This is a genomic window from Kribbella sp. NBC_00482 (assembly GCF_036013725.1).
Taxonomy (GTDB): Bacteria; Actinomycetota; Actinomycetes; order Propionibacteriales; family Kribbellaceae; genus Kribbella.
This window is the reverse complement of the sequence record NZ_CP107881.1, coordinates 6,014,755-6,033,362: the sequence shown is the minus strand read 5'-3', so window position 1 is coordinate 6,033,362 and position 18,608 is coordinate 6,014,755. Positions and strand designations below refer to the sequence as shown.

The following is an 18,608-nucleotide window of genomic DNA, read 5'->3' as shown; positions in this document are numbered from 1 at the left end:
TGACACCTCGTCCGGGAGAATGGCGGGGTGAAGTTTCTACTGCTGATCCACAACAACGTCGAAGCGCTCAAAGGATTCACCGAGGACCAACTGGTCGAGATGTCCGGCGGGCAGGAACACATCGCGACGCTCGCCCGCGACCTGCTGACGACCGGTGAGCTGGTGTCGGTCCTCGGGCTGCACGAACCCGGCGCGGAGAAGGACGTCCAGCTGGTCGCCGGTACGCCGGTGATCTCCGACCGTCCGTTCCTGGAGACGAAGGAGTACCTGGCCGGCGCGATGGTGCTGAACTGCGCGTCGGTGGAGCGGGCGCTGGAGATCGCGGCGCTGATCCCGCTGGCGCAGTTCCGGCGCGTCCAGCTGCGGGAGGTCCGGCTCGACCAGGACGACTTCCTGGCGGAGCTCGACGAGTAGTGAGTCAGCTCGAGGCAGCCATCCGGGCGGCGGCGCCGAGGGCGCTGGCCGCGCTGGTCCGGCGGTACGGCGTGTTCGACCAGTGCGAGGACGCGGTGCAGGAGGCGCTGCTCGAAGCGTTCGTGCAGTGGCGGGCGAACGGCGTACCCGAGCAGCCGATCGGGTGGCTGATCAGCGTCGCGTCGCGGCGGATGATGGACGGCTGGCGGCGCGACAACGCGCGCCGGCAGCGCGAGCTGAACGACTTCCTCCGCGCGCCGGATCCTGCTCCCGAGGATTACCACGAGGACTCCGACGACACTGTGCGGCTGCTCGTGCTCTGTTGTCATCCGGCGCTGACTCCGGCGTCGCAGATCGCGCTCACGCTGCGGTCGGTGGGCGGTCTGACGACGGCCGAGGTCGCAGCCGCGTTGCTGGTCAGTGAGACGACAGTGGCGCAGCGGATCAGCCGGGCGAAGCGGCAGATCGCGGGCGCCAGCTTCGAGCTGCCGACGGCTGAGGAGTACGACGTACGGATGCGCGCCGTACTGCAGGTGCTCTACCTGATCTTCAACGAGGGGCACACGGCCAGCGCCGGCGACTCGTTGCAGCGCGTGGATCTGGCCGAGGAGGCGCTACGGATCACGCGGTTGCTGCAGCAGGCCGTCAGCGGACCGGGTGAGGTGACCGGCCTGCTTGCGCTGATGATCCTCACCCACGCCCGCCGGGACGCGCGGACCGGGCCCGGCGGCAACCTCGTCCCCGCCGACCGGCAGGACCGCTCCCGCTGGTACGCCGAGGAGATCGCCGAAGGCACGCTGCTCGTCGAGGAGACCTTGCGCTCCGGCGCCGTCGGCCCGTATCAACTGGAGGCGGCAATCGCGGCCGTGCACAGCGAGGCCGACTCGGTCGAGACCACCGACTGGGAACAGATCGCGGGCCTCTACCGGATCCTCGAGAAGATCGACCCGAGCCCGATGGTGACCCTCGGGTCCGCCGTGGCCGTCGCGATGACCGACGGCCCGGACGCCGGCATCGCGATCGTCGAACGCCTCGCCGACGACCGGTACCTCGGCGACCACCACCGCCGGCTGTCCGTCCTCGCCCACCTCCACGAGCTCGCCGGCCGCCCGGACCTGGCCCGCTCCAACTACCTCGCGGCGCTGGAACGGACCCGGAACACGGCCGAGCAGAACTATCTCCGCGACCGCATCGCCCACCTCATCAGGTGACGACGGCCGCCGGTCCACTCCGGGCGCGGCGGCACGCTCAGCGCACTGCGGAACACGTGCCCCGGGTCGACCGACTGCTTGAGCGCGGCCAGCCGGGTGCGGTGCTGCTCCGGGAAACAGCTGTCCAGGTCGGCGTCGGTTGGGTCGGAGATGAAGTTCAGGTACGCGCCGTTCGGTTTCATCGACCGCCACAGCGCGTCGAAGTCCTTGGGCTGCTGGGTGCCCTGCTGCTCGGGCGATCCCATCAGCACCGAGTTGACCATGAACCGCGCGTCGCGGTGCGCGAACGCGGTCGCGTCCGCGGGCATCGCGCCGTACGCACCACCGAGGGACCGGATCTCGATCGCGAGTCCGGGGATCCGCGGGCGGGCCTCCAGCAGTCGCTGGCTCAACTTCGGCGACCAGCTGTTGTAGAAGCCGTTGCGAATCCGCGGGCGCCAGTCCGCGGGCATCGACATGTCGGCGAACACCTCGGCGTACGGGACCTCGGCCACCTTCTCGGTGAGCAGCGAGCCGAGGTGCCGCAGCGGTTCGAGGATGCGATCCACGTCGCCGGTGACACACACCATGATCGCGACCGGGACCTGCCGGTCGGCCATCATCGTCGGCGCCAACTGCAGCGACGACGTGAGCTCCTCGGGCGCATCCGCGGCGTACTCCGCCCAGCCTTTGAGCACCTGCTCCGCCTGCGTCCACGGGTACAGCAGGGTGCCGAAGTGCACGGTCGGCCGGCGTACGGCGCTGATGTCGTACGACGTGACCACGCCGAGGCTGCCCGCGGCGCCGCGTAGTCCCCAGAACAACTCCGAGTCCGTCGCCGCGTCGACCCGGCGGACCGAACCGTCCGCGGTGACCACCTCGGCGGAGACCACGTTGTCGATCGCCAGCCCGTGCTTGCGGACCATCCAGCCGATGCCGCCGCCCGCCATCAACCCGCCGACACCGACGCTCGCCGTGTCGCCGGACGAGATCGCCAGACCGACCTTGCCCAGCCGCTCGGCGACCCGCCCCCAGGTGGCGCCGGTGCCGATCCGCACCACGTCGTCCGGCAGCAACCTGACCTCGTCCATCGGCCGTACGTCGATCACGACCCCGCCGTCGTTCGTGCCGAACCCGGCCGCGTGGTGTCCGCCGCTGCGGACCGTGATCGGCAGGTCGTGCGTCTCGCCGTACTTCAGCGCCGCCACCACATCGTTCGCGCTTGCACACCGCACGACCACCTGCGGCCGGCCCTCGGCCGTCATCACCCGCCCGGCGTCCGGGTAGCCCGGGTCCCCATCCACGACCACGTCGCCCGTAACAGCCTGCCGCAACCCGTCGATCCCCCGCCCAACCAGCACAGATTCCCTCATCGCCAACTCCCTAACTCCCGGACGCCCCCTCAGGCGCCACACCCCGGGATCGGAGCCAACCGACATTCCTCGACATCAATTGCCGAGAAAGCCGGCGCGTCTGACTAATGTGCGGGTATCCCCTCCCCGACAACCGGCCGACTGCGCCCACGGGTCGCCGAAATCTGCGTCTCGACAGTACGTATACGTGTAGTACCCGCGTCCACGCGCCTGGCGGCAGGCTGAATCGGCGGCCAGTGGACGTATACGTACTGTCGACCTGCAAAATCCCCAGCACTCGCCGGGGCCACGTCTTTCCCGGGCGGGTTTCGCCTACCTAGACAGCAGCACGCCTGTGGACCACAGGTACAGACACGGGATGACGTCGGGCCCCGCCGCTTGGGTGGGGCCTGATGCCTGTCAGCTGCGGACAGTGGTGACCAAGTGGTTGACGATGTCGGCGAGCGGGATGTCTTCGCGGTCGCCGGTGCGGCGGTTCTTGACCTCGATCGTGCCGTCGGCGAGGCCCTTGCCGACCACGGCGATGGTCGGTACGCCGATCAGCTCGGCGTCCTTGAACTTCACGCCGGGCGACACCTTCTCGCGGTCGTCGTAGATCACCGTCAGACCGCGCGACTCCAGCTCGGCGGCGATTTCGGCGGCCTTCGCGAACAGCTCCTTGTCCTTGCCGGTGGCAACCAGGTGCACGTCGGCCGGCGCGATCTCCCGCGGCCAGACCAGACCGAGCTCGTCGTGGTTGCCCTCGGCGATCGCCGCCACCGCGCGGGTCACCCCGACACCGTACGAGCCCATGGTGACCGTGACGAGCTTGCCGTTCTGGTCGAGGACCTTGAGGTCGAGCGCGTCGGCGTACTTGCGGCCGAGCTGGAAGATGTGGCCCATCTCGATACCGCGGGCCGCCTCCAGCGCACCCGAGCCGTCCGGCGCCTGGTCGCCGTCGCGGACCTCGGCGGCCTGGATCGTCCCGTCCGCGGTGAAGTCCCGGCCGTGCACCAGGTTGACGACGTGGAACCCGGACTTGTCCGCACCGGTCACCCACGCGGACCCCTCGGCCACCCGCGGGTCGAGCAGGTACCGGATGCCGGAGCTGTTCTCCTTGCCGAGCACGCCCGGACCGATGTAGCCCTTCGCCAGCGACGGGTACTTCTCGAAGTCCGCCTCCTCGAAGGCGGCCACCTCGGCCGGCTCGACCTGCGCGCCGAGCCGCTTCTCGTCGATCGCGCGGTCCCCGGGAACGCCGATCGCGAGCGGCTCGCGAGCGCCGTCGGGGTGCACCAGCATCACGAGCACGTTCTTCAACGTGTCCGCGGCGGTCCACTCGCGGCCGTCCGACCGTGCGTGCTTCGCGTTCAGCGCGTCCACGAGCGTGTCGATGGTCGGAGTCTCCGGCGTGTCCACGACCTCGGCAGCCGGTACGGCGGACGCGTCGACCGGCGCCGACTGCGGCACCACGACCGCCTCGACGTTGGCGGCGTACCCACCAGGCGAGCGGACGAAGGTGTCCTCGCCGTTCTCCGCGATCGCCAGGAACTCCTCGGACCGCGAACCGCCCATCGCGCCGGACATCGCCTCGACGATCACGTAGTCGAACCCGAGCCGGTCGAAGATGTTGATGTAGGCCTTCCGGTGCAGCTCGTACGACGCTGCCAGACCCTCGTCGTCGACGTCGAAGGAGTACGAGTCCTTCATCACGAACTCGCGCCCGCGCAGCACACCGGCCCGCGGCCGCGCCTCGTCGCGGTACTTGTTCTGGATCTGGTAGATCGACAGCGGAAGGTCCTTGTACGACGAGTACAGGTCCTTCACGACCAGCGTGAACATCTCCTCGTGCGTGGGGCCGAGCAGCATGTCGGCGCCCTTGCGGTCCTTCAGGCGGAAGATGTTCGGCCCGTACTCCGTCCAGCGGCCGGTCGCCTCGTAGGGCTCGCGGGGCAGCAGCGCCGGGAACACCAGCTCCTGCGCGCCGATCGCGTCCATCTCCTCACGGACGATCCGCTCGACGTTCCGCAGCACTCGCAGGCCGAGGGGCAGCCAGGTGTAGATACCGGGCGCGGCCCGCCGGATGTACCCGGCGCGGACGAGCAGCTTGTGGCTCGGGACCTCCGCGTCCGCCGGGTCCTCGCGAAGGGTGCGGAGGAACAACGACGACATACGCAAAATCACGGGAGTCTCCAAGCGTGCAAAAGTAGATAACCGGACGTCACAAAGAATATCGGTCCGGCGGACATGGTCTCACCACGTTATCCACAGGCCCACACCGGCTCAGGCGCGCTTGCCCTCGCGGGCGGCTTTCAGCGCCCAGCGGATCAACGGGATCTGCAGCGGCAACCGCGCGTACGCGATCGTCAGCGCCGTCCGGGACCCCTTCTTCTGCAGGTCGGCGGCCATCTGGACGTTCGCCGGGAAAACCGCGACCAGCAGCCCGGCACTCGCGAGCCCGGCCAGCCGGCGGGTCCGCGGGTGCAGCAGACCGGCCGCGCAGGCCAGCTCCGCCACCCCGGAGACGTACACGAGCTCTTTCTTCCGGGGCAGCGGTTTCGGCACGATCTGCTCGAACGGCTCCGGCTTCACGAAATGCAAGGTGCCGAGAACGCCGAACAGAACGGCCAGGCCGGTGGTGCTCTTGCTCCGCGACATGCGCCGGAGCTTACCCGACAGTAATCACCGCAGTAGTCACGGCAGTTGCCCGTACGGCGTCGCCGCAGCCTGAGCCGCATAAACCAACGCTGGTTTCATCAACGGCCAGAACGTCGAGGAAACACACGAGTACGCCGGCAAGAAGCCCGCGCACGTCCCCGAGTCCGGCCCGATCTCGAACGTGTACGACGGCACGCCGCGCGTCCCGTACAACCAGTCGTCGGTCGCGCCAGGTGCGAAGTACCCGACCCCGCCATCTCCGGTCGACACCGGATACCCCGTGAACTCGCCCATCTTCTTGCCCAGGGCCACCAAGGCGGCCTTGTTCGGCGCGTCGTTGTTGGTGTAGCCCCACGGCGCCAGGATGTCGTTGCCGAAGCTGTGCAAGGTCAGGAAGACGCCGGTCGTGGTCGCGGCAGCGGGATCGTCCACATCGCCTTTGGTGTCGGGAAAGACGGCGTCCAGCAAGCCTTGGATCGCTTCGGTCTCCGGCTCGGACAACGCCTTGGCGCCCGGGTACGTCTCGTCGCAGGGACCTCCCTGGTCGACGTCCCACTGGAACGACGAGTTGCGATTCAGGTCGACGCCCGCGTCGGACGCCGGGCAGCCGCCCGCGCTGTCGTCGACGTTCTTGCGCTGCAGCACCGGCCGGGTCGGATTCGAGGCGACCACGTCGACGCCGTCCGGGTTCGCGATCGGCACCACCCAGAGTTCGCGGCTGTCCAGCAAGGCGGTGATCTCGGGGTCGACGCCGTACGACGAGACGAGCAGATCGATCCACTGGTAGGCGATCTCGCCGGTCACGATCTCGCGCGCATGGATCTGCGTGTGCAGGACGAACTTCGGCTTCTTCCCGGTGCTGTTCAGGGCGCAGTCGCCGGTCGCGAGCTTGGTGATGCACAGGGCCTGGATGTCGTGCCCGCCTTGTCCCTGAACCTTTGTCCACGAATCGCCGATGTCGTAGAGCTTCACCAGGTCCGGGTGCGCCGCGGCCACGGACGCGTTGTGCTCCTCGTGTCCGGTGGTCGTGTGATAGCCGCCGTAGTACGTCGCCTCGCTGGGCTCGGTCCGCGGCACCGGCTGGTACACGTCGCCGGTCTTCTCCAGTACGACGCCTCGTGCACGCAACCGCCGTACGTCGGTCGGCGTCGCCACGACCGTGGCAGTGTCGCCGCGCGCGTGGTCGATGTCGTACCCGTCGAGGATCAGGTCGTTGACCGTCGTACCGGCGGGCACGCGGAGCGAGTAGTAGGCGACGTCAGGTGGAGCGGCCGACGAGTAGGCAGTCGACGACATCACGACGAGGGCAAAGCTGCACAGAAAAACGGCAAGCTTTCGCATGCTGAAAGGGTTCCTTCCGCTGGGGCGGCGCGGCGCAGAACGTCCAGCCAACCCGAGCCCCGGTCACCGCTCCATCACGGAGAGCACGCAGTATCAGAACAGAATCGTCGCGAACGTCTCGATCGTGCGGAACCCGACCCGCTCGTACGCCGCCCGCGCCGGCAGGTTGAACGCATTCACGTAGAGCGTCACCACCGGGCTGATCTGGCGGGCCAGTTCGACCACGGCCGCCATCCCGGCCGCGGCCAGCCCGCGGCCGCGGTACTCCGGATCGACCCAGACGCCCTGGATCTGGCACACGCCCGATCCGACCGAACCGACCTCGGCCTTGAACACGACCCGCCCGTTCTCGATCCGCGCGAACGCCCGCCCGGCCCGGATCAGCTCCGCGACCCGCGACCGGTAGAACGTCCCGTCCGGCCCGGTCTGCGGCGGTACGCCGACCTCCTCGGTGTACATCGCCACGCACGCCGGGTACAGGATCGGCAGCTCGACCGGCTCGACCTCGCGGACCAGCGGATCCGGTGCGATCGACGGCGGCCCTTCGATCACCATGAACGGCTGGTCGTCGCGCACCTCGCGGGCCGGTCCCCAGTGCGGCTCGAGAACGTTCCACAGCTGCTCGACCGCCACCGCCGGCCCGAGGATCTGGAAACAGTTCCGCCCGCGCCGCATCGCGTACGCCGCGAACGCCCGGAGCGCCGCGTCGTCGGCGCCGACCGGAACCATGTTCCCGCCCGCGTGGCACAGGGCCTCGAGCGCACCCTTCTCGACGTACCCCCAGACCTCCGCACCGCGCCGCGGGTCGAGTCCGGACGCCTGCACGAGGCTGTCCACGAACACGTTCACCACCGGATCACGGGCGATGACCGCGCGCGCCGCCGCGAGGTCGCGAGGACCGAGAACCCGTACGCCCACGCGCAGAACCTAGCGGATGATCGACGCTTGCGTATGCAACGGGGCATGCAACGGGGCCGCGTCAGCCGACCTGCGGCTCGTGGTCCGCGGCGATCCGGCGCAGCGGCGACGTCCACGCGACGACCACTCCCGCGCAACCGAACAGCCCCATCAGAACCATCCCGGTCCGCGGCCCGAACGCGTTACCGAGCAGCCCGCCGACGACCGATCCGAACGTCCACCCGACACCCCAGGACAGCATCCGGCCGGCCGTGTTCACGCGGCCGAGCAGGTTCTCCGGCGTCACCTGCTGCCGGTACGACACCGCGTTCACGAGCACCAGCACGTACGCCGAACCCCACACCAGCAGTGCCAGCGATGCCACGATCCAGTTCGGCGACAACGGCGCGAGCACGCCGACCAGCGCCGACATCGGCAGCGCGTACAGCGTGATCGCCGCCGGCGGCATCCGCTTCAGCAGCCGCGGGAGGCTGAGCGCAGCGATCAGCCCGCCGATCCCCCACACGCCCCAGACCAGTCCGAAGCGGACTCCCGACGTACCGATGTCCAGGACGCGGTCGCACCACACCACGATCAGCGCCATGAACCCGCCGCCCGCGAACGACTGCACGCTGCCGATGATCGTCATCGTGCGCACCCCCGCGTGCCGGATCAGGAAGCGCAGACCGTCGCCGATGTCGTTCAGGACCACCTTCGGCCGCAACGGCGGCTGCCCGGCGCGGGACTCGGACATCGCCCGCACGATCCCGCGGACGGCGAACGCGGACGCCGCGAAGCTGAGGGCGTCGAGCGTGAGCAGACTGGCCGGGGCGAGTACAGCGAGGAGCAGACCGGTCGCCGGCGGGACGAGCAACTCGATCAGGCTCGACGCCGTCCAGACCGCGGAGTTCGCCTGGGCCACTCGCGCGCGGCCGACCAGGACAGGTAGCGCGCCGAAGTTCGCGCCGTCGAAGAACGTGTAGACGGCCTGCACGGTGAAGGCGACGATCAGCACCTGGGCGACGGTGAGCACGCCGAGCAGATGCGCGACCGGCACCGATCCCACCAGAACCGCGTTGATGGCATCCGCGGTCACCATCGTGCGCCGCCGGTTCCAGCGGTCGGCCAGCGCGCCGGCGAACAGACCGGCCAGCAGGTACGGCGCGGACTCGAGCGCTGTCACCACTGCGGTCAGCACCGTCGACCCGCTCAGCCGGTAGACGAGCACCGGCAACGCGATCGCCGTCACCATCGACCCGGTGATCGACAACGCACGAGCCAACCAGTACCGCCGAAAATCCGGATCGTCCCGCAGCCGCTCAGGAACCGCTGTTGTCATGACGCGAATCCTGCAAGTTCAGGTGCGGTCGAGGTCAAGACTCATCCACATCAATTCGACGCCGAGGTCCCGCTCCGGCGCGCGCTTCGGCTCGGTGAATCCTTGCGAGCGGTAGAAGCCGATCGCCTGCTCGTTCGCCACGAGCACGTCCAGGCAGAGTTCCGGCGTACCTTCCGGCAATGCTTTGATCGCTGCGTCGAGGAGCGCCTTGCCGACGCCCTTGCCCTGATGATCGGGCAGCACGTAGAGCTTCCACATCACCCAGAAGTCGGCCTCGCGGCCTAGCCCGGTCATGCCGACGAGTTCGTCGCCGTCGACCGCGACCAGCGTGATGCCCTTGCTCATCCCGCGTTCGACCGCCTCCGTCGACCACCATTGGGCGAGTCCGTCGGTGATGAAGTCGTCGGACACCAGGCCGCCGTACGCCACCGGCCAGGTCGTGAGGCCGATGTGCCGGATCGCATCGACATCGCCTGGCGCGGCCCGTCGTACGGCGATCATCCGCGGACCACTACGAGTTGGCCGTCCGGGTCCTGGATCTCGAGACCGGACTCGGTCCGCGATCCGCCGACGCGGGCCTGCACGTCGGCCAGGTCCTCGGTGGTCGTCAGATCGAGCCGTACGGCGAAGTCCCCGTCCACCGGCCCGAAGTGGACCGTCGTCTGCACACCGAGCGCGCCGAGGAACCGCTTCCAGGGCGCCTCGTCCGCGCCGGTCAGGTACGGCGTGACCGACCAGCGATCGTCCGGGCTCGCGTCGTGCAGCTTGTACCCGTACAGATCGTCGGTGCGCTCGTCGACCCAGATCACCACGCCCTCGGGCCCACTGACCGACAGCACCCGCCCGTACGCCTCGTCGAAGACTGTCGCGTCGACGAACCCGACCTGCTCCAGCCGTTCCTTCAGCTCGTCGAGCTTGTCCGCCTCGAACGACAACGTCGTCTGCCCCGGCCGCCCGCCCGTCGAACTCGACGCCGCATCGTGAAGCGCGACCATCCCGCGACCGGTCAGCATGTCGACCCATCCCCCGCGCTCGGACTCGATCCGCGACCGCAGCCCCAGCGTCTCCAGGAAGGCCCGCATCGCCTCCACGTCCGCCGTGAACCGCAGCGGCCTGATCACTGCGTTCTCCAGGTCCTTCATCCCCGGGCCTCCCCATGCTTGTCCAGGTACTCCGCCAACGCCTGCTCCACCAACGCCGACAGACTCGCCATCTCGTCGATCGCCTTGTGCTTCACCCGCCGCACCAGCTCCGGCGGCAGATACACGTTGAACTGCACCTTCTTGTCACCGTCACCCGCCATGGCTATATTGCTAGCATCCTAGATAGCTAACCGTCAACCAGGGGAGGCCGATCAGGTGGTGGTACAGCAAGCAAATGGGGTGACGGATCGCCAGGCCATCACAATTGGCGTCCCGCTGGTCGTGTCACGCTCGGACGCGTGCAGTGCGGGCAATTGTGATGGCCTGGGGGTCGGTCACACCGCGGTCAGGAGGGCGTCGTCGAGTTCTTTCAGGAGTTTGGCCTTGGGGCGGGCGCCGACGACGGACCAGATCATCTCGCCGCGGTGGAACAGGATCAGGGTGGGCAGCGCCATCACCCGGTAGCGGGCCGAGATCGCCGGGTTCTCGTCGGAGTTCAGCTTCACCACGGTCAGCTGTTCGCTGCGTTCGGCGCCGATCTGGGCGAGGACCGGGGCGATCTGGTGGCACGGCGGGCACCACTGCGCCCAGAAGTCCACCAGCACGGGCTTTTCGGATCGCAGCACCACCTCGTCGAAGGTGGCCTCGTCGACACTGCGCAGATCGCTCATCTCGTCCTCCAGTTCTCGGCATCGGTCAGGAGGTCGGTCAGCCGCGCCCGCAGATCGGTCAGTTCCGCGATCCGCCGGTCCACTTCCTCGATCCGGGTCCGGTACGCCGTCAGCGACGCGGGGCACACGTCCGCGCGCGCATTGCCTGCCCGCAGGCACTCGATGAACGGGTACGTCTGCTCCGCGGTCAGCCCGAGGCTCAGCAACGCCTTCACCTCACGCACCACGACCACGTCGTCCGGCTCGTACGACCGGTACCCGTTGGGCTCCCGCTGCGGTTTGAGCAGTCCCTGCGCCTCGTAGTACCGCACCGCCTTGACCGTCACTCCGGCCTCGGCCGCCAGATCACTGATCCGCATCCCGCCTCCTTCACCCCGACGCTAAACCTTGCCCCCAGGGTCAAGGTCAAGCCAGGATATGCCGGGCCCGCTCAGTGCCCGCGGAACGCCTCTTCCAGCCACCACGACGGATGGTCCGCGACGACTTTCGCGTCCACGAGCATCGGCGCCGACCGCGGCCCGTTCAGCCACTCCTCGACCGCGGTGAGGTCCTTGGCGCCGCGTACGGTCACTGCCTCGAAGCCGTACCCCCGCCCGATCGCGGCGATGTCGGTCGGCGGGAACGTCACCGTCTCCAGCGGATGCCCGCCCGGACCGAAGTGATGCACCTCGGCGCCGTACGCGTCGTCGTTGTACACGACCACGAGCATCGGCAGTCCGAGCCGGCGTACGGTGTCGAGCTCCGCGGCGCTCATCAGCGCACCGCCGTCACCGAGTACGGCGACCGGAAGGCGATCCGGCTGCGCCAGCGCGGCGCCGATCGCGGTGGCAAGCCCCAGCCCGATCGACTGGAACGCCTGCGTGAAGCAGAACCCGTTCTCGTCCGGCACCGACAGGCAGGCGCTCGGGTAGCCCATGAAGTTGCCGGAGTCGACCGCGATCACGCATTCGGCGGGGAGCAGGTCGTCGAGCGCGATGCTCAGCGTCCGTGGATCGATCCGCTCCTCTGTGCTCTCGTCCTCGAACGCGACGTCCCGCCACCGCACGCTCCCGAGCTCGGCGGTGCGATAACCCGCGTGCTGCTCGCCGTACGTCTCGAGGGCGAGCGCGGCGGTGAGCTCGACGTCGCCGGTGACACCAAGCTGGATGTTGCGGTGGGCACCGAGTGCTGACGGGTCGTCGTCGACCTGGACCACGACTGTGTCGGGTCCGATCAGCTGGCCGTGCCGCATCGTCCACATGTTCAGCGCGCAGCCCCACCCCACGATGAGGTCGGCGTCGCGGATCAGTTCGGCGGTACGGGGCGAGGCGAAGCCGCCGGAGATACCGAGATCCCAGGGGTTGTCGTGGAACAGGCCATGCGCGACGGCCGACGTCGCGACCAGCGCGCCACACCGTTCCGCGAGTGCTTCAAGGGCCTGCCGATATCCGCGGGACCCACGCCCGGCGACGAACACAGGTCGCTCGGCACGCCGCAACAGGTTGGTCAGCGCGTCTACCTCGGCGGCCTTCGGTACGACGGCATCCCGCGAAGTAGGTCGCTCCACCACCGGCGCTGCAGTCTCCAACGCCTGCACGGAAAGGGGAACGTTGAGCAACACCGTACGGCGTTCGCGAACGGCCAGCGCCACCGCGGCCTGTGCCTCGGCCACCGCAGTCTCCGCCGAGGTGATCCGCACCGGTACCGCGCCGACCGAACGTGCGAGCGCGTCCTGGTCGACGTAGAAGTTCGATCGAGGCTCGCTGGCCTCGGCCGCGACGACGACCATCGACGTACGGCTCTTCGCTGCCTCGGCGATCCCGGTCATCGCGTTCGTGAGGCCGCAGCCCTGATGGACCGACAGCGCGGCGACCGTACCGCTCATCCGTGAGTACGCATCCGCCATCGTGGCCGCGCCGCCCTCGTGCCGCGCGGCGACGAACCGCGCGCCGGCGGCCACCATCGCATTCGTCAGGTGGAAGTTGCCGGACCCGACCACGCCGAAGACGTGGCCGACGCCCGCCGCCGTCAACGCGCGGCCGACAGCGACCGCGACCTTCATCCGCGTTCGACCAGCGCGAGCACCCGGGCGGGCGAGCCGGAGCCGCCGACGATCGGCAGCGGTCCGGCGATGACGACGGCGCCGGTCGGCGGCAGTTCGGCGAGGTTCTGCAGCTGCGTCAGCCCGTACTTGTCGCTGCCCATCAGATAGGAGTGACACGGGAACGGCGGGTCGAACGAGTGCGCCTTCCCCGCGTCGGTCCCGACGGTCTCGACGCCCATCCCGAGGACGGGCGACTCCTGCGCGACCCACCGCGCACACTCGGGCGACAGACCCGGCGTATGCGGCCCGTTCTCGTCGGCGTTGAGGAAGGCCTCCTGCGACTGCGATCGCGCGTCCCATCCCGTGCGTACGAACAGCCAGCCGCCGGCGGGCAGCGGGACGTTCTCCGCCTCCCACGCCTTGAGGTGGTCGACCTCGACGAGGAAGTCGGGGTTCTTCTCGACCTCGGCGGTGAAGTCGAGTACGACGGCCGGCGCGATCAGCCGGCCGGCCGGCACCGATGCCACGTCGGCGAGGTCCTTGCCGGTCACCCAGTGGTTCGGCGCGTCGAAATGGGTGCCGGTGTGCTCGCCGCTGGTGAAGTTGTTCCAGTACCACGCCGGCCCGCGGTCGTCGTACCTGCTGATCTCCTCCAGCGCGAACGACGCCGTCTGCCCGAACTCCGGCGGCAACTGGATCACCGGCGTCGACGCGGACAACGGCGACGTCAGATCCACCACCTCAACCGATCCGTCGGCGAGTGCTGCGACGAGTGCCGACAGAAGCGACATGCGAACCTCCAGGCAAGTGACGAACGGATGCCTGACGCTAGGCCGACGCCCCTGCCCCCGTCCAGGACAATGACCGCATGCAACTGGGGATCTTTCGCGCACCTGACCTCCCGCCCGGCGGACGAGTGATCGAACGCACCGCAGTCCGCGGCGTACTGTTCCGCGGCCCCGAGCTGCTACTCCTCAGCTCACGCCACGGCGACTACAAGTTCCCCGGCGGCGGCGTCGAACCCGGTGAATCCTTCGAGGCCGCCCTACGCCGCGAGTTCCGCGAAGAATGCGGGTACGACGCGGTTGCCGTCGGAGCCGAGTTGGTGACGACCCGCGAGGAGGTCGCGGCGATCGACGCGGAATACGACGTATTCGGGATGACCTCGCACTACTTCGAGTGCACGGGCGGAACGCCTCACAGCGAGCAGCAACTCGAAGGGTACGAGGCGGAGCTGGAGCTCACGCCGCAATGGGTGACTGTCGCCGTGGCGCTGGCGGCCAATCAGAGCGTGCTGGAGAGCGGTGTCGGAGTGATGCGCTGGCTGGTGCGTGAGACCGCCGTACTCGAATGGCTCAGCGAGCGTTCTCGCTGACCCACTCCCCCAGCACCTTCGCGCTGGCGTCCACCAACGCCGGCCAGTCGAGTGCGGCCTCATCCGCCGAGTCCGACACATGCTTAACGACCCGCACCGGTACGCCGTACTCCTGGCACGCGTACACAACGCCGTACGCCTCCATGTCGACCAAGTGCGCTCGCTCCGCCAACCGCGCCCGTACGACGGGATCCGTCACGAACACGTCCCCCGACGCCAGCACCGTCCCGTCCCCGCCCTCAACAACCAACTCGTCCCGCGGATCCAACCCAATAGCCCGAACCGCCTCCGCGTTCACATCGTGATTGATCACCACACTCGGCAAAAACAACCCAGCCAACCCATCCCGCAGCGCCCCAGTAGTGCCGACGTTCAGCACGACAAGGTCAGACGTATCCCGCCCCGCCAAAGCACGACTGACCGCAACCGCAGCCGCCGTCTTCCCAATCCCTGTCACAACTACCGGCACCCCCGCCGGCACATACCGAGCCTCACCAGCAACAGCACTGACCACCAAGTACTCGGTCACGATCAGCTGACGGAGACTGTTGGTTCGCCTGGTTCGGTGGTTTCCATGGATTCGGCGATGCGCATGGCTTCTTCGATGAGGGTTTCGACGATGGCGGATTCCGGGACGGTCTTGATGACCTCGCCCTTGACGAAGATCTGGCCCTTGCCGTTGCCGGAAGCAACGCCGAGGTCGGCCTCGCGGGCCTCGCCGGGGCCGTTCACGACGCAGCCCATGACGGCGACGCGGAGCGGGACCTCCATGCCTTCGAGGCCGGCGGTGACCTGCTCGGCCAGGGTGTAGACGTCCACCTGGGCGCGGCCGCAGGACGGGCAGGAGACGATCTCGAGCTTGCGCTCGCGCAGGTTCAGCGACTGCAGGATCTGCAGACCGACCTTGACCTCCTCGACCGGCGGCGCGGACAGCGAGACCCGGATCGTGTCGCCGATCCCCTTCGACAGCAGCGCGCCGAACGCGACCGACGACTTGATCGTGCCCTGGAACGCCGGCCCGGCCTCGGTGACCCCGAGGTGCAGCGGCCAGTCGCCGCGTTCGGCGAGCATCTCGTAGGCCTGCACCATCACGACCGGGTCGTTGTGCTTGACCGAGATCTTGAAGTCGTGGAAGTCGTGCTCCTCGAACAGCGACGCCTCCCAGACCGCCGACTCGACGAGCGCCTCGGGCGTCGCCTTGCCGTACTTCTGCAGCAACCGCGGGTCCAGCGATCCCGCGTTCACCCCGATCCGCAGCGACGTACCGTGGTCCTTCGCGGCCTGCGCGATCTGCTTGACCTGGTCGTCGAACTTGCGGATGTTGCCCGGGTTCACCCGGACGGCGGCGCAGCCGGCCTCGATCGCCGCGAACACGTAGCCCGGCTGGAAGTGGATGTCGGCGATCACCGGGATCTGCGAGTGCTGCGCGATCTCCGCCAGCGCGTCCGCGTCCTCTTGCCGCGGGCACGCGACCCGGACGATGTCGCAGCCGGCCGCGGTCAACTCCGCGATCTGCTGCAGCGTCGTGTTCACGTCGTGCGTCTTCGTCGTGGTCATCGACTGCACAGAGACCTGCGCGTCGCCGCCGACGAGCACCTTGCCGACCTTGATCTGGCGGGTCTTGCGGCGCGGAGCGAGGGTGGGAGGCGGCAGCGCGGGCATGCCGAGGTTGATGCTCATGTTTCCTTATCCGTTGAACAGCTTGATGGGGTTCACGATGTCGGCGATGACGAGCAGCACGCCCATCACCACGATCACACTGGCCGCGACGTACGCGATCGGGAGCAGCTTGGCCACGTCGACGTACCCGGGGTCCGGCCGGCCGAACAGCTTGGCGAGGCCGCGCCGGACGCCTTCCCAGATCGCGCCGATCATGTGACCGCCGTCGAGTGGCAGCAGCGGGATGAAGTTGAACAGGGCCAGGAACAGGTTCAGCGAGGCCAGCAGCAGGATCAGGGTGGCGGCCTTCGCGCCGACGTTCAGGTCGCTGGAGGCGATCTCGCCCGCGACCCGGCTGGCGCCGACGACGCTCATCGGGCTGTCCTGGTCGCGCTCGCCGCCGACGATCGACTTGGCGACGCCGACCAGCTTCTGCGGGAACTGGCCGAGGGCCTGGATGGTGCTGACCGTGTAGCCGCCCATCTTGTCCAGGGCGTAGCCGACGCTCTGGCGCTCGACCTTGCTCTCCGGCGAGACCCCGAGGAACCCGACCGAGACGTACTTGTCCGACCCGGGCTTGTCCAGGACCTGGTTGACGATCGTGCTGGTGTGCAGGGTCAATTGCTGACCGTTGCGCTCGACAACGATCGTGGCGGCCTTGTCGGTGTTCGCCCGGATCAGCGGCGTCAGCTGGTCCCAGCTGGTGATCGTGGTGCCGTTGAACGCGACGATCTTGTCGCCGACCTGGAACCCGGCCTGCTTGGCCGGCGAGACCTTGTCACTGTCCAGGCACTTGCGGTCGGCCGACGCCTGGTCGGCCGGGATCACGCAGTCGGTGACCGTCGAGATGGTGGTCTGCGCGACGCTGTCGCCGTAGATCGTGAACAGCCCGGTGAAGAGCACGACCGCGATCAGCACGTTGACCAGCGGCCCGGACGCCATCACGATCAGCTTCTTCCACCACACCTTCTGGTAGAAGAGCCGGCCGTCGTCCGCAGGCGAGATCGTCTCGTACTCCGCGGACCGCGCGTTCTCGACCATCGACTGGATCGGGCCGGTGTTGGCCTTGCGCACCTTCGTCGGGTCCTGGCCCTTGGCGGGCGGCATCATGCCGATGATCCGGACGAAACCGCCGGCCGGGATCGCCTTGATGCCGTACTCGGTCTCGCCGCGCTTCACCGACCAGATGGTCCGCCCGAAGCCGACGAAGAACTGCGTGACCTTCATCCCGAACGCCTTGGCCGGGAGCATGTGGCCCATCTCGTGCAGCCCGACCGAGATCAGCACCCCGGCCACGAACAGCACGATGCCAAGGATGGTGAGAAGCACACTCATGCCTGCTGAGTCTCCTGTACGCCGGTGATGTCACGCGCCCGCTTTCGGGCCCACGCGTCCGCCGCGAGCACGTCGTCGACGGACAGTTCCTCATACGAGGGTACGTCGTGATCGGTCACCACCCGGGCCACCGTGTCGACGATCCCCACGAACGGCAGCCGGCCGTCCCGGAAGGCCTGGACGCAGACCTCGTTCGCCGCGTTGAAGACGGCCGGAGCGGTCCCGCCCCGGGTCCCCGCCTCGCGGGCCAGCGCCACCGACGGGAACTCGGCGTCGTCGACCGGCTGGAACGTCCAGGTGCTCGCCTCGGCCCAGTTCCACGGCGGCGACGCGTCCGGTATCCGGTCAGGCCAGCCCAGCGCGAGCGCGATCGGTACCGTCATCGTCGGTACGCCGACCTGCGCGATCGTGGAACCGTCGAAGAACTCGACCATCGAGTGGATCGCCTGCTGCCGGTGGATGACCACGTCGATCCGGTCCATCGGGATCCCGAACAGCAGGTGCGCCTCGATCAGTTCGAGGCCCTTGTTGACCAGCGTGGCCGAGTTGATCGTGACGACCGGCCCCATCGCGAAGTTCGGGTGGTCGAGGGCCTGCTCGACGGTCACGTTCTCCAGCTCGCTCCGCGGCCGGCCGAGGAACGGGCCGCCGCTCGCGGTCAGCAGGAGCTTGCGGACCTCGTCCGGCGAACCGCCGCGCAGGCACTGGGCGATCGCGCTGTGCTCGGAGTCGACCGCGACGATCTGCCCCGGTTTCGCGCGCCGGGTGACGATCGGCCCGCCGATCACCAGCGACTCCTTGTTGGCGAGCGCCAGCGTGTTCCCGGCGTCCAGAGCGGCCAGCGTCGCGTGCAGACCGACCGAGCCGTTGATGCCGTTGAGTACTACGTCACACGGCAGCGCCGCGAGCTCGCTGGAGGCATCCGGACCGGTGATGATCTTCGGGATCCGGAACTCGCCCTGCGCGTACCCCTTCCGCTGCGCCTCGGCGTAGAACGCCAGCTGCAGGTCCTGCGCGACCGTGGCCTTGGCCACCGCCACGACCTCGACCTCGAACTCGAGCGCCTGCTCCGCGAGCAGCGCGACGTTGTCGCCGCCGGCGGACAGGGCCAGGACGTGAAAGCGGTCCCGGTTCCGTCCGATCAGCTCGAGCGCCTGAGTGCCGATCGAGCCGGTCGAGCCGAGGATGACGACGCTGCGCGGGTTCACGGCG

Annotated in this window: 20 protein-coding genes; 3 read left to right on the top strand and 17 right to left on the bottom strand. The window is 68.6% G+C overall.

What is annotated here, in order from left to right:
• Positions 1–27 precede the first annotated feature (27 nt).
• The gene (locus OHB24_RS29320; protein WP_327634083.1) at positions 28–414 is read left to right on the top strand and encodes a YciI family protein; all 387 of its coding nucleotides are present in this window, start codon (positions 28–30) and stop codon (positions 412–414) included.
• Positions 414–1,625, top strand: coding sequence for an RNA polymerase sigma factor (locus tag OHB24_RS29315; RefSeq protein WP_327634082.1), 1,212 nt, complete (start codon positions 414–416; stop codon positions 1,623–1,625). The genes OHB24_RS29320 and OHB24_RS29315 overlap by 1 nt, the downstream gene beginning before the upstream one ends.
• Here the strand turns inward: OHB24_RS29315 and OHB24_RS29310 are convergent.
• The 13 genes from OHB24_RS29310 to OHB24_RS29250 all read right to left on the bottom strand — a co-directional run bounded on the left by OHB24_RS29310 (position 1,589) and on the right by OHB24_RS29250 (position 13,818).
• Positions 1,589–2,977 carry an FAD-binding oxidoreductase gene (locus OHB24_RS29310; RefSeq protein WP_327634081.1) on the bottom strand — a complete coding sequence of 463 codons (1,389 nt, stop codon included), beginning with the start codon at positions 2,975–2,977 and terminating at the stop codon, positions 1,589–1,591. The genes OHB24_RS29315 and OHB24_RS29310 overlap by 37 nt on opposite strands.
• 399 nt (positions 2,978–3,376) lie before the next feature.
• Complete coding sequence (locus OHB24_RS29305; RefSeq protein ID WP_327634080.1) at positions 3,377–5,140, bottom strand: proline--tRNA ligase; 1,764 nt, start codon at positions 5,138–5,140, stop codon at positions 3,377–3,379.
• A 99-nt stretch (positions 5,141–5,239) separates the two neighbouring features.
• Positions 5,240–5,614: a DoxX family protein gene (locus tag OHB24_RS29300; protein WP_327634079.1), complete on the bottom strand. Its 375-nt coding sequence runs from the start codon at positions 5,612–5,614 to the stop codon at positions 5,240–5,242.
• A 36-nt stretch (positions 5,615–5,650) separates the two neighbouring features.
• On the bottom strand, positions 5,651–6,955 hold the full coding sequence (locus OHB24_RS29295) for a M14 family zinc carboxypeptidase (RefSeq protein ID WP_327634078.1): 1,305 nt from the start codon (positions 6,953–6,955) through the stop codon (positions 5,651–5,653).
• Between the two features lie 93 nt (positions 6,956–7,048).
• Entirely contained in the window at positions 7,049–7,873 is an 825-nt protein-coding gene (locus OHB24_RS29290) for a GNAT family N-acetyltransferase (protein WP_327634077.1), read from the bottom strand.
• A gap of 61 nt (positions 7,874–7,934) precedes the next feature.
• On the bottom strand, positions 7,935–9,191 hold the full coding sequence (locus OHB24_RS29285; protein WP_327634076.1) for an MFS transporter: 1,257 nt from the start codon (positions 9,189–9,191) through the stop codon (positions 7,935–7,937).
• Between the two features lie 18 nt (positions 9,192–9,209).
• Positions 9,210–9,692: a GNAT family N-acetyltransferase gene (locus OHB24_RS29280; RefSeq protein WP_327634075.1), complete on the bottom strand. Its 483-nt coding sequence runs from the start codon at positions 9,690–9,692 to the stop codon at positions 9,210–9,212.
• Complete coding sequence (locus tag OHB24_RS29275; protein ID WP_327634074.1) at positions 9,689–10,333, bottom strand: VOC family protein; 645 nt, start codon at positions 10,331–10,333, stop codon at positions 9,689–9,691. The genes OHB24_RS29280 and OHB24_RS29275 overlap by 4 nt, the downstream gene beginning before the upstream one ends.
• Positions 10,330–10,494: a CopG family transcriptional regulator gene (locus OHB24_RS29270; protein WP_327634073.1), complete on the bottom strand. Its 165-nt coding sequence runs from the start codon at positions 10,492–10,494 to the stop codon at positions 10,330–10,332. The genes OHB24_RS29275 and OHB24_RS29270 overlap by 4 nt, the downstream gene beginning before the upstream one ends.
• Before the next feature lie 174 nt (positions 10,495–10,668).
• Positions 10,669–11,004 (bottom strand): thioredoxin, encoded by a 336-nt coding sequence (trxA, locus tag OHB24_RS29265; RefSeq protein ID WP_327634072.1) that lies wholly within the window; start codon positions 11,002–11,004, stop codon positions 10,669–10,671.
• Positions 11,001–11,363 (bottom strand): MerR family transcriptional regulator, encoded by a 363-nt coding sequence (locus OHB24_RS29260; RefSeq protein WP_327634071.1) that lies wholly within the window; start codon positions 11,361–11,363, stop codon positions 11,001–11,003. Before OHB24_RS29260 ends, trxA begins: the two co-directional genes overlap by 4 nt.
• Positions 11,364–11,434: 71 nt before the next feature.
• Positions 11,435–13,045 carry a thiamine pyrophosphate-binding protein gene (locus OHB24_RS29255; RefSeq protein WP_327634070.1) on the bottom strand — a complete coding sequence of 537 codons (1,611 nt, stop codon included), beginning with the start codon at positions 13,043–13,045 and terminating at the stop codon, positions 11,435–11,437.
• Positions 13,042–13,818 carry a cyclase family protein gene (locus tag OHB24_RS29250; RefSeq protein ID WP_327634069.1) on the bottom strand — a complete coding sequence of 259 codons (777 nt, stop codon included), beginning with the start codon at positions 13,816–13,818 and terminating at the stop codon, positions 13,042–13,044. Before OHB24_RS29250 ends, OHB24_RS29255 begins: the two co-directional genes overlap by 4 nt.
• A 77-nt stretch (positions 13,819–13,895) precedes the next feature.
• Here OHB24_RS29250 and OHB24_RS29245 point away from each other — a divergent pair, with 77 nt between their 5' ends.
• Positions 13,896–14,402: an NUDIX domain-containing protein gene (locus tag OHB24_RS29245; RefSeq protein ID WP_327634068.1), complete on the top strand. Its 507-nt coding sequence runs from the start codon at positions 13,896–13,898 to the stop codon at positions 14,400–14,402.
• On the opposite strand, the gene OHB24_RS29240 is transcribed toward OHB24_RS29245, so the two are convergent.
• From OHB24_RS29240 to dxr, 4 genes are all read right to left on the bottom strand, one after another.
• Complete coding sequence (locus tag OHB24_RS29240) at positions 14,383–14,871, bottom strand: nucleosidase (protein WP_327641119.1); 489 nt, start codon at positions 14,869–14,871, stop codon at positions 14,383–14,385. The two genes, OHB24_RS29245 and OHB24_RS29240, sit on opposite strands and share 20 nt — an antisense overlap.
• A 62-nt stretch (positions 14,872–14,933) precedes the next feature.
• Positions 14,934–16,082 (bottom strand): flavodoxin-dependent (E)-4-hydroxy-3-methylbut-2-enyl-diphosphate synthase, encoded by a 1,149-nt coding sequence (gene ispG / locus OHB24_RS29235; RefSeq protein ID WP_327634067.1) that lies wholly within the window; start codon positions 16,080–16,082, stop codon positions 14,934–14,936.
• A gap of 6 nt (positions 16,083–16,088) precedes the next feature.
• Positions 16,089–17,396, bottom strand: coding sequence for a M50 family metallopeptidase (locus OHB24_RS29230; protein ID WP_327634066.1), 1,308 nt, complete (start codon positions 17,394–17,396; stop codon positions 16,089–16,091).
• Entirely contained in the window at positions 17,393–18,604 is a 1,212-nt protein-coding gene (gene dxr / locus OHB24_RS29225) for a 1-deoxy-D-xylulose-5-phosphate reductoisomerase (RefSeq protein ID WP_327634065.1), read from the bottom strand. Before dxr ends, OHB24_RS29230 begins: the two co-directional genes overlap by 4 nt.
• Between the last annotated feature and the right edge of the window lie 4 nt (positions 18,605–18,608).

Bases quoted from the DNA above. Each gene is read 5' to 3' on its own strand.
- OHB24_RS29310 (WP_327634081.1), bottom strand. From the start codon at position 2,977: ATGAGGGAATCTGTGCTGGTTGGGCGGGGGATCGACGGGTTGCGGCAG.
- OHB24_RS29300 (WP_327634079.1), bottom strand. From the start codon at position 5,614: ATGTCGCGGAGCAAGAGCACCACCGGCCTGGCCGTTCTGTTCGGCGTT.
- OHB24_RS29295 (WP_327634078.1), bottom strand. From the start codon at position 6,955: ATGCGAAAGCTTGCCGTTTTTCTGTGCAGCTTTGCCCTCGTCGTGATG.
- OHB24_RS29285 (WP_327634076.1), bottom strand. From the start codon at position 9,191: ATGACAACAGCGGTTCCTGAGCGGCTGCGGGACGATCCGGATTTTCGG.
- OHB24_RS29280 (WP_327634075.1), bottom strand. From the start codon at position 9,692: ATGATCGCCGTACGACGGGCCGCGCCAGGCGATGTCGATGCGATCCGG.
- OHB24_RS29275 (WP_327634074.1), bottom strand. From the start codon at position 10,333: ATGAAGGACCTGGAGAACGCAGTGATCAGGCCGCTGCGGTTCACGGCG.
- OHB24_RS29270 (WP_327634073.1), bottom strand. From the start codon at position 10,494: ATGGCGGGTGACGGTGACAAGAAGGTGCAGTTCAACGTGTATCTGCCG.
- trxA (WP_327634072.1), bottom strand. From the start codon at position 11,004: ATGAGCGATCTGCGCAGTGTCGACGAGGCCACCTTCGACGAGGTGGTG.
- OHB24_RS29260 (WP_327634071.1), bottom strand. From the start codon at position 11,363: ATGCGGATCAGTGATCTGGCGGCCGAGGCCGGAGTGACGGTCAAGGCG.
- OHB24_RS29255 (WP_327634070.1), bottom strand. From the start codon at position 13,045: ATGAAGGTCGCGGTCGCTGTCGGCCGCGCGTTGACGGCGGCGGGCGTC.
- OHB24_RS29250 (WP_327634069.1), bottom strand. From the start codon at position 13,818: ATGTCGCTTCTGTCGGCACTCGTCGCAGCACTCGCCGACGGATCGGTT.
- OHB24_RS29245 (WP_327634068.1), top strand. From the start codon at position 13,896: ATGCAACTGGGGATCTTTCGCGCACCTGACCTCCCGCCCGGCGGACGA.
- ispG (WP_327634067.1), bottom strand. From the start codon at position 16,082: ATGAGCATCAACCTCGGCATGCCCGCGCTGCCGCCTCCCACCCTCGCT.
- OHB24_RS29230 (WP_327634066.1), bottom strand. From the start codon at position 17,396: ATGAGTGTGCTTCTCACCATCCTTGGCATCGTGCTGTTCGTGGCCGGG.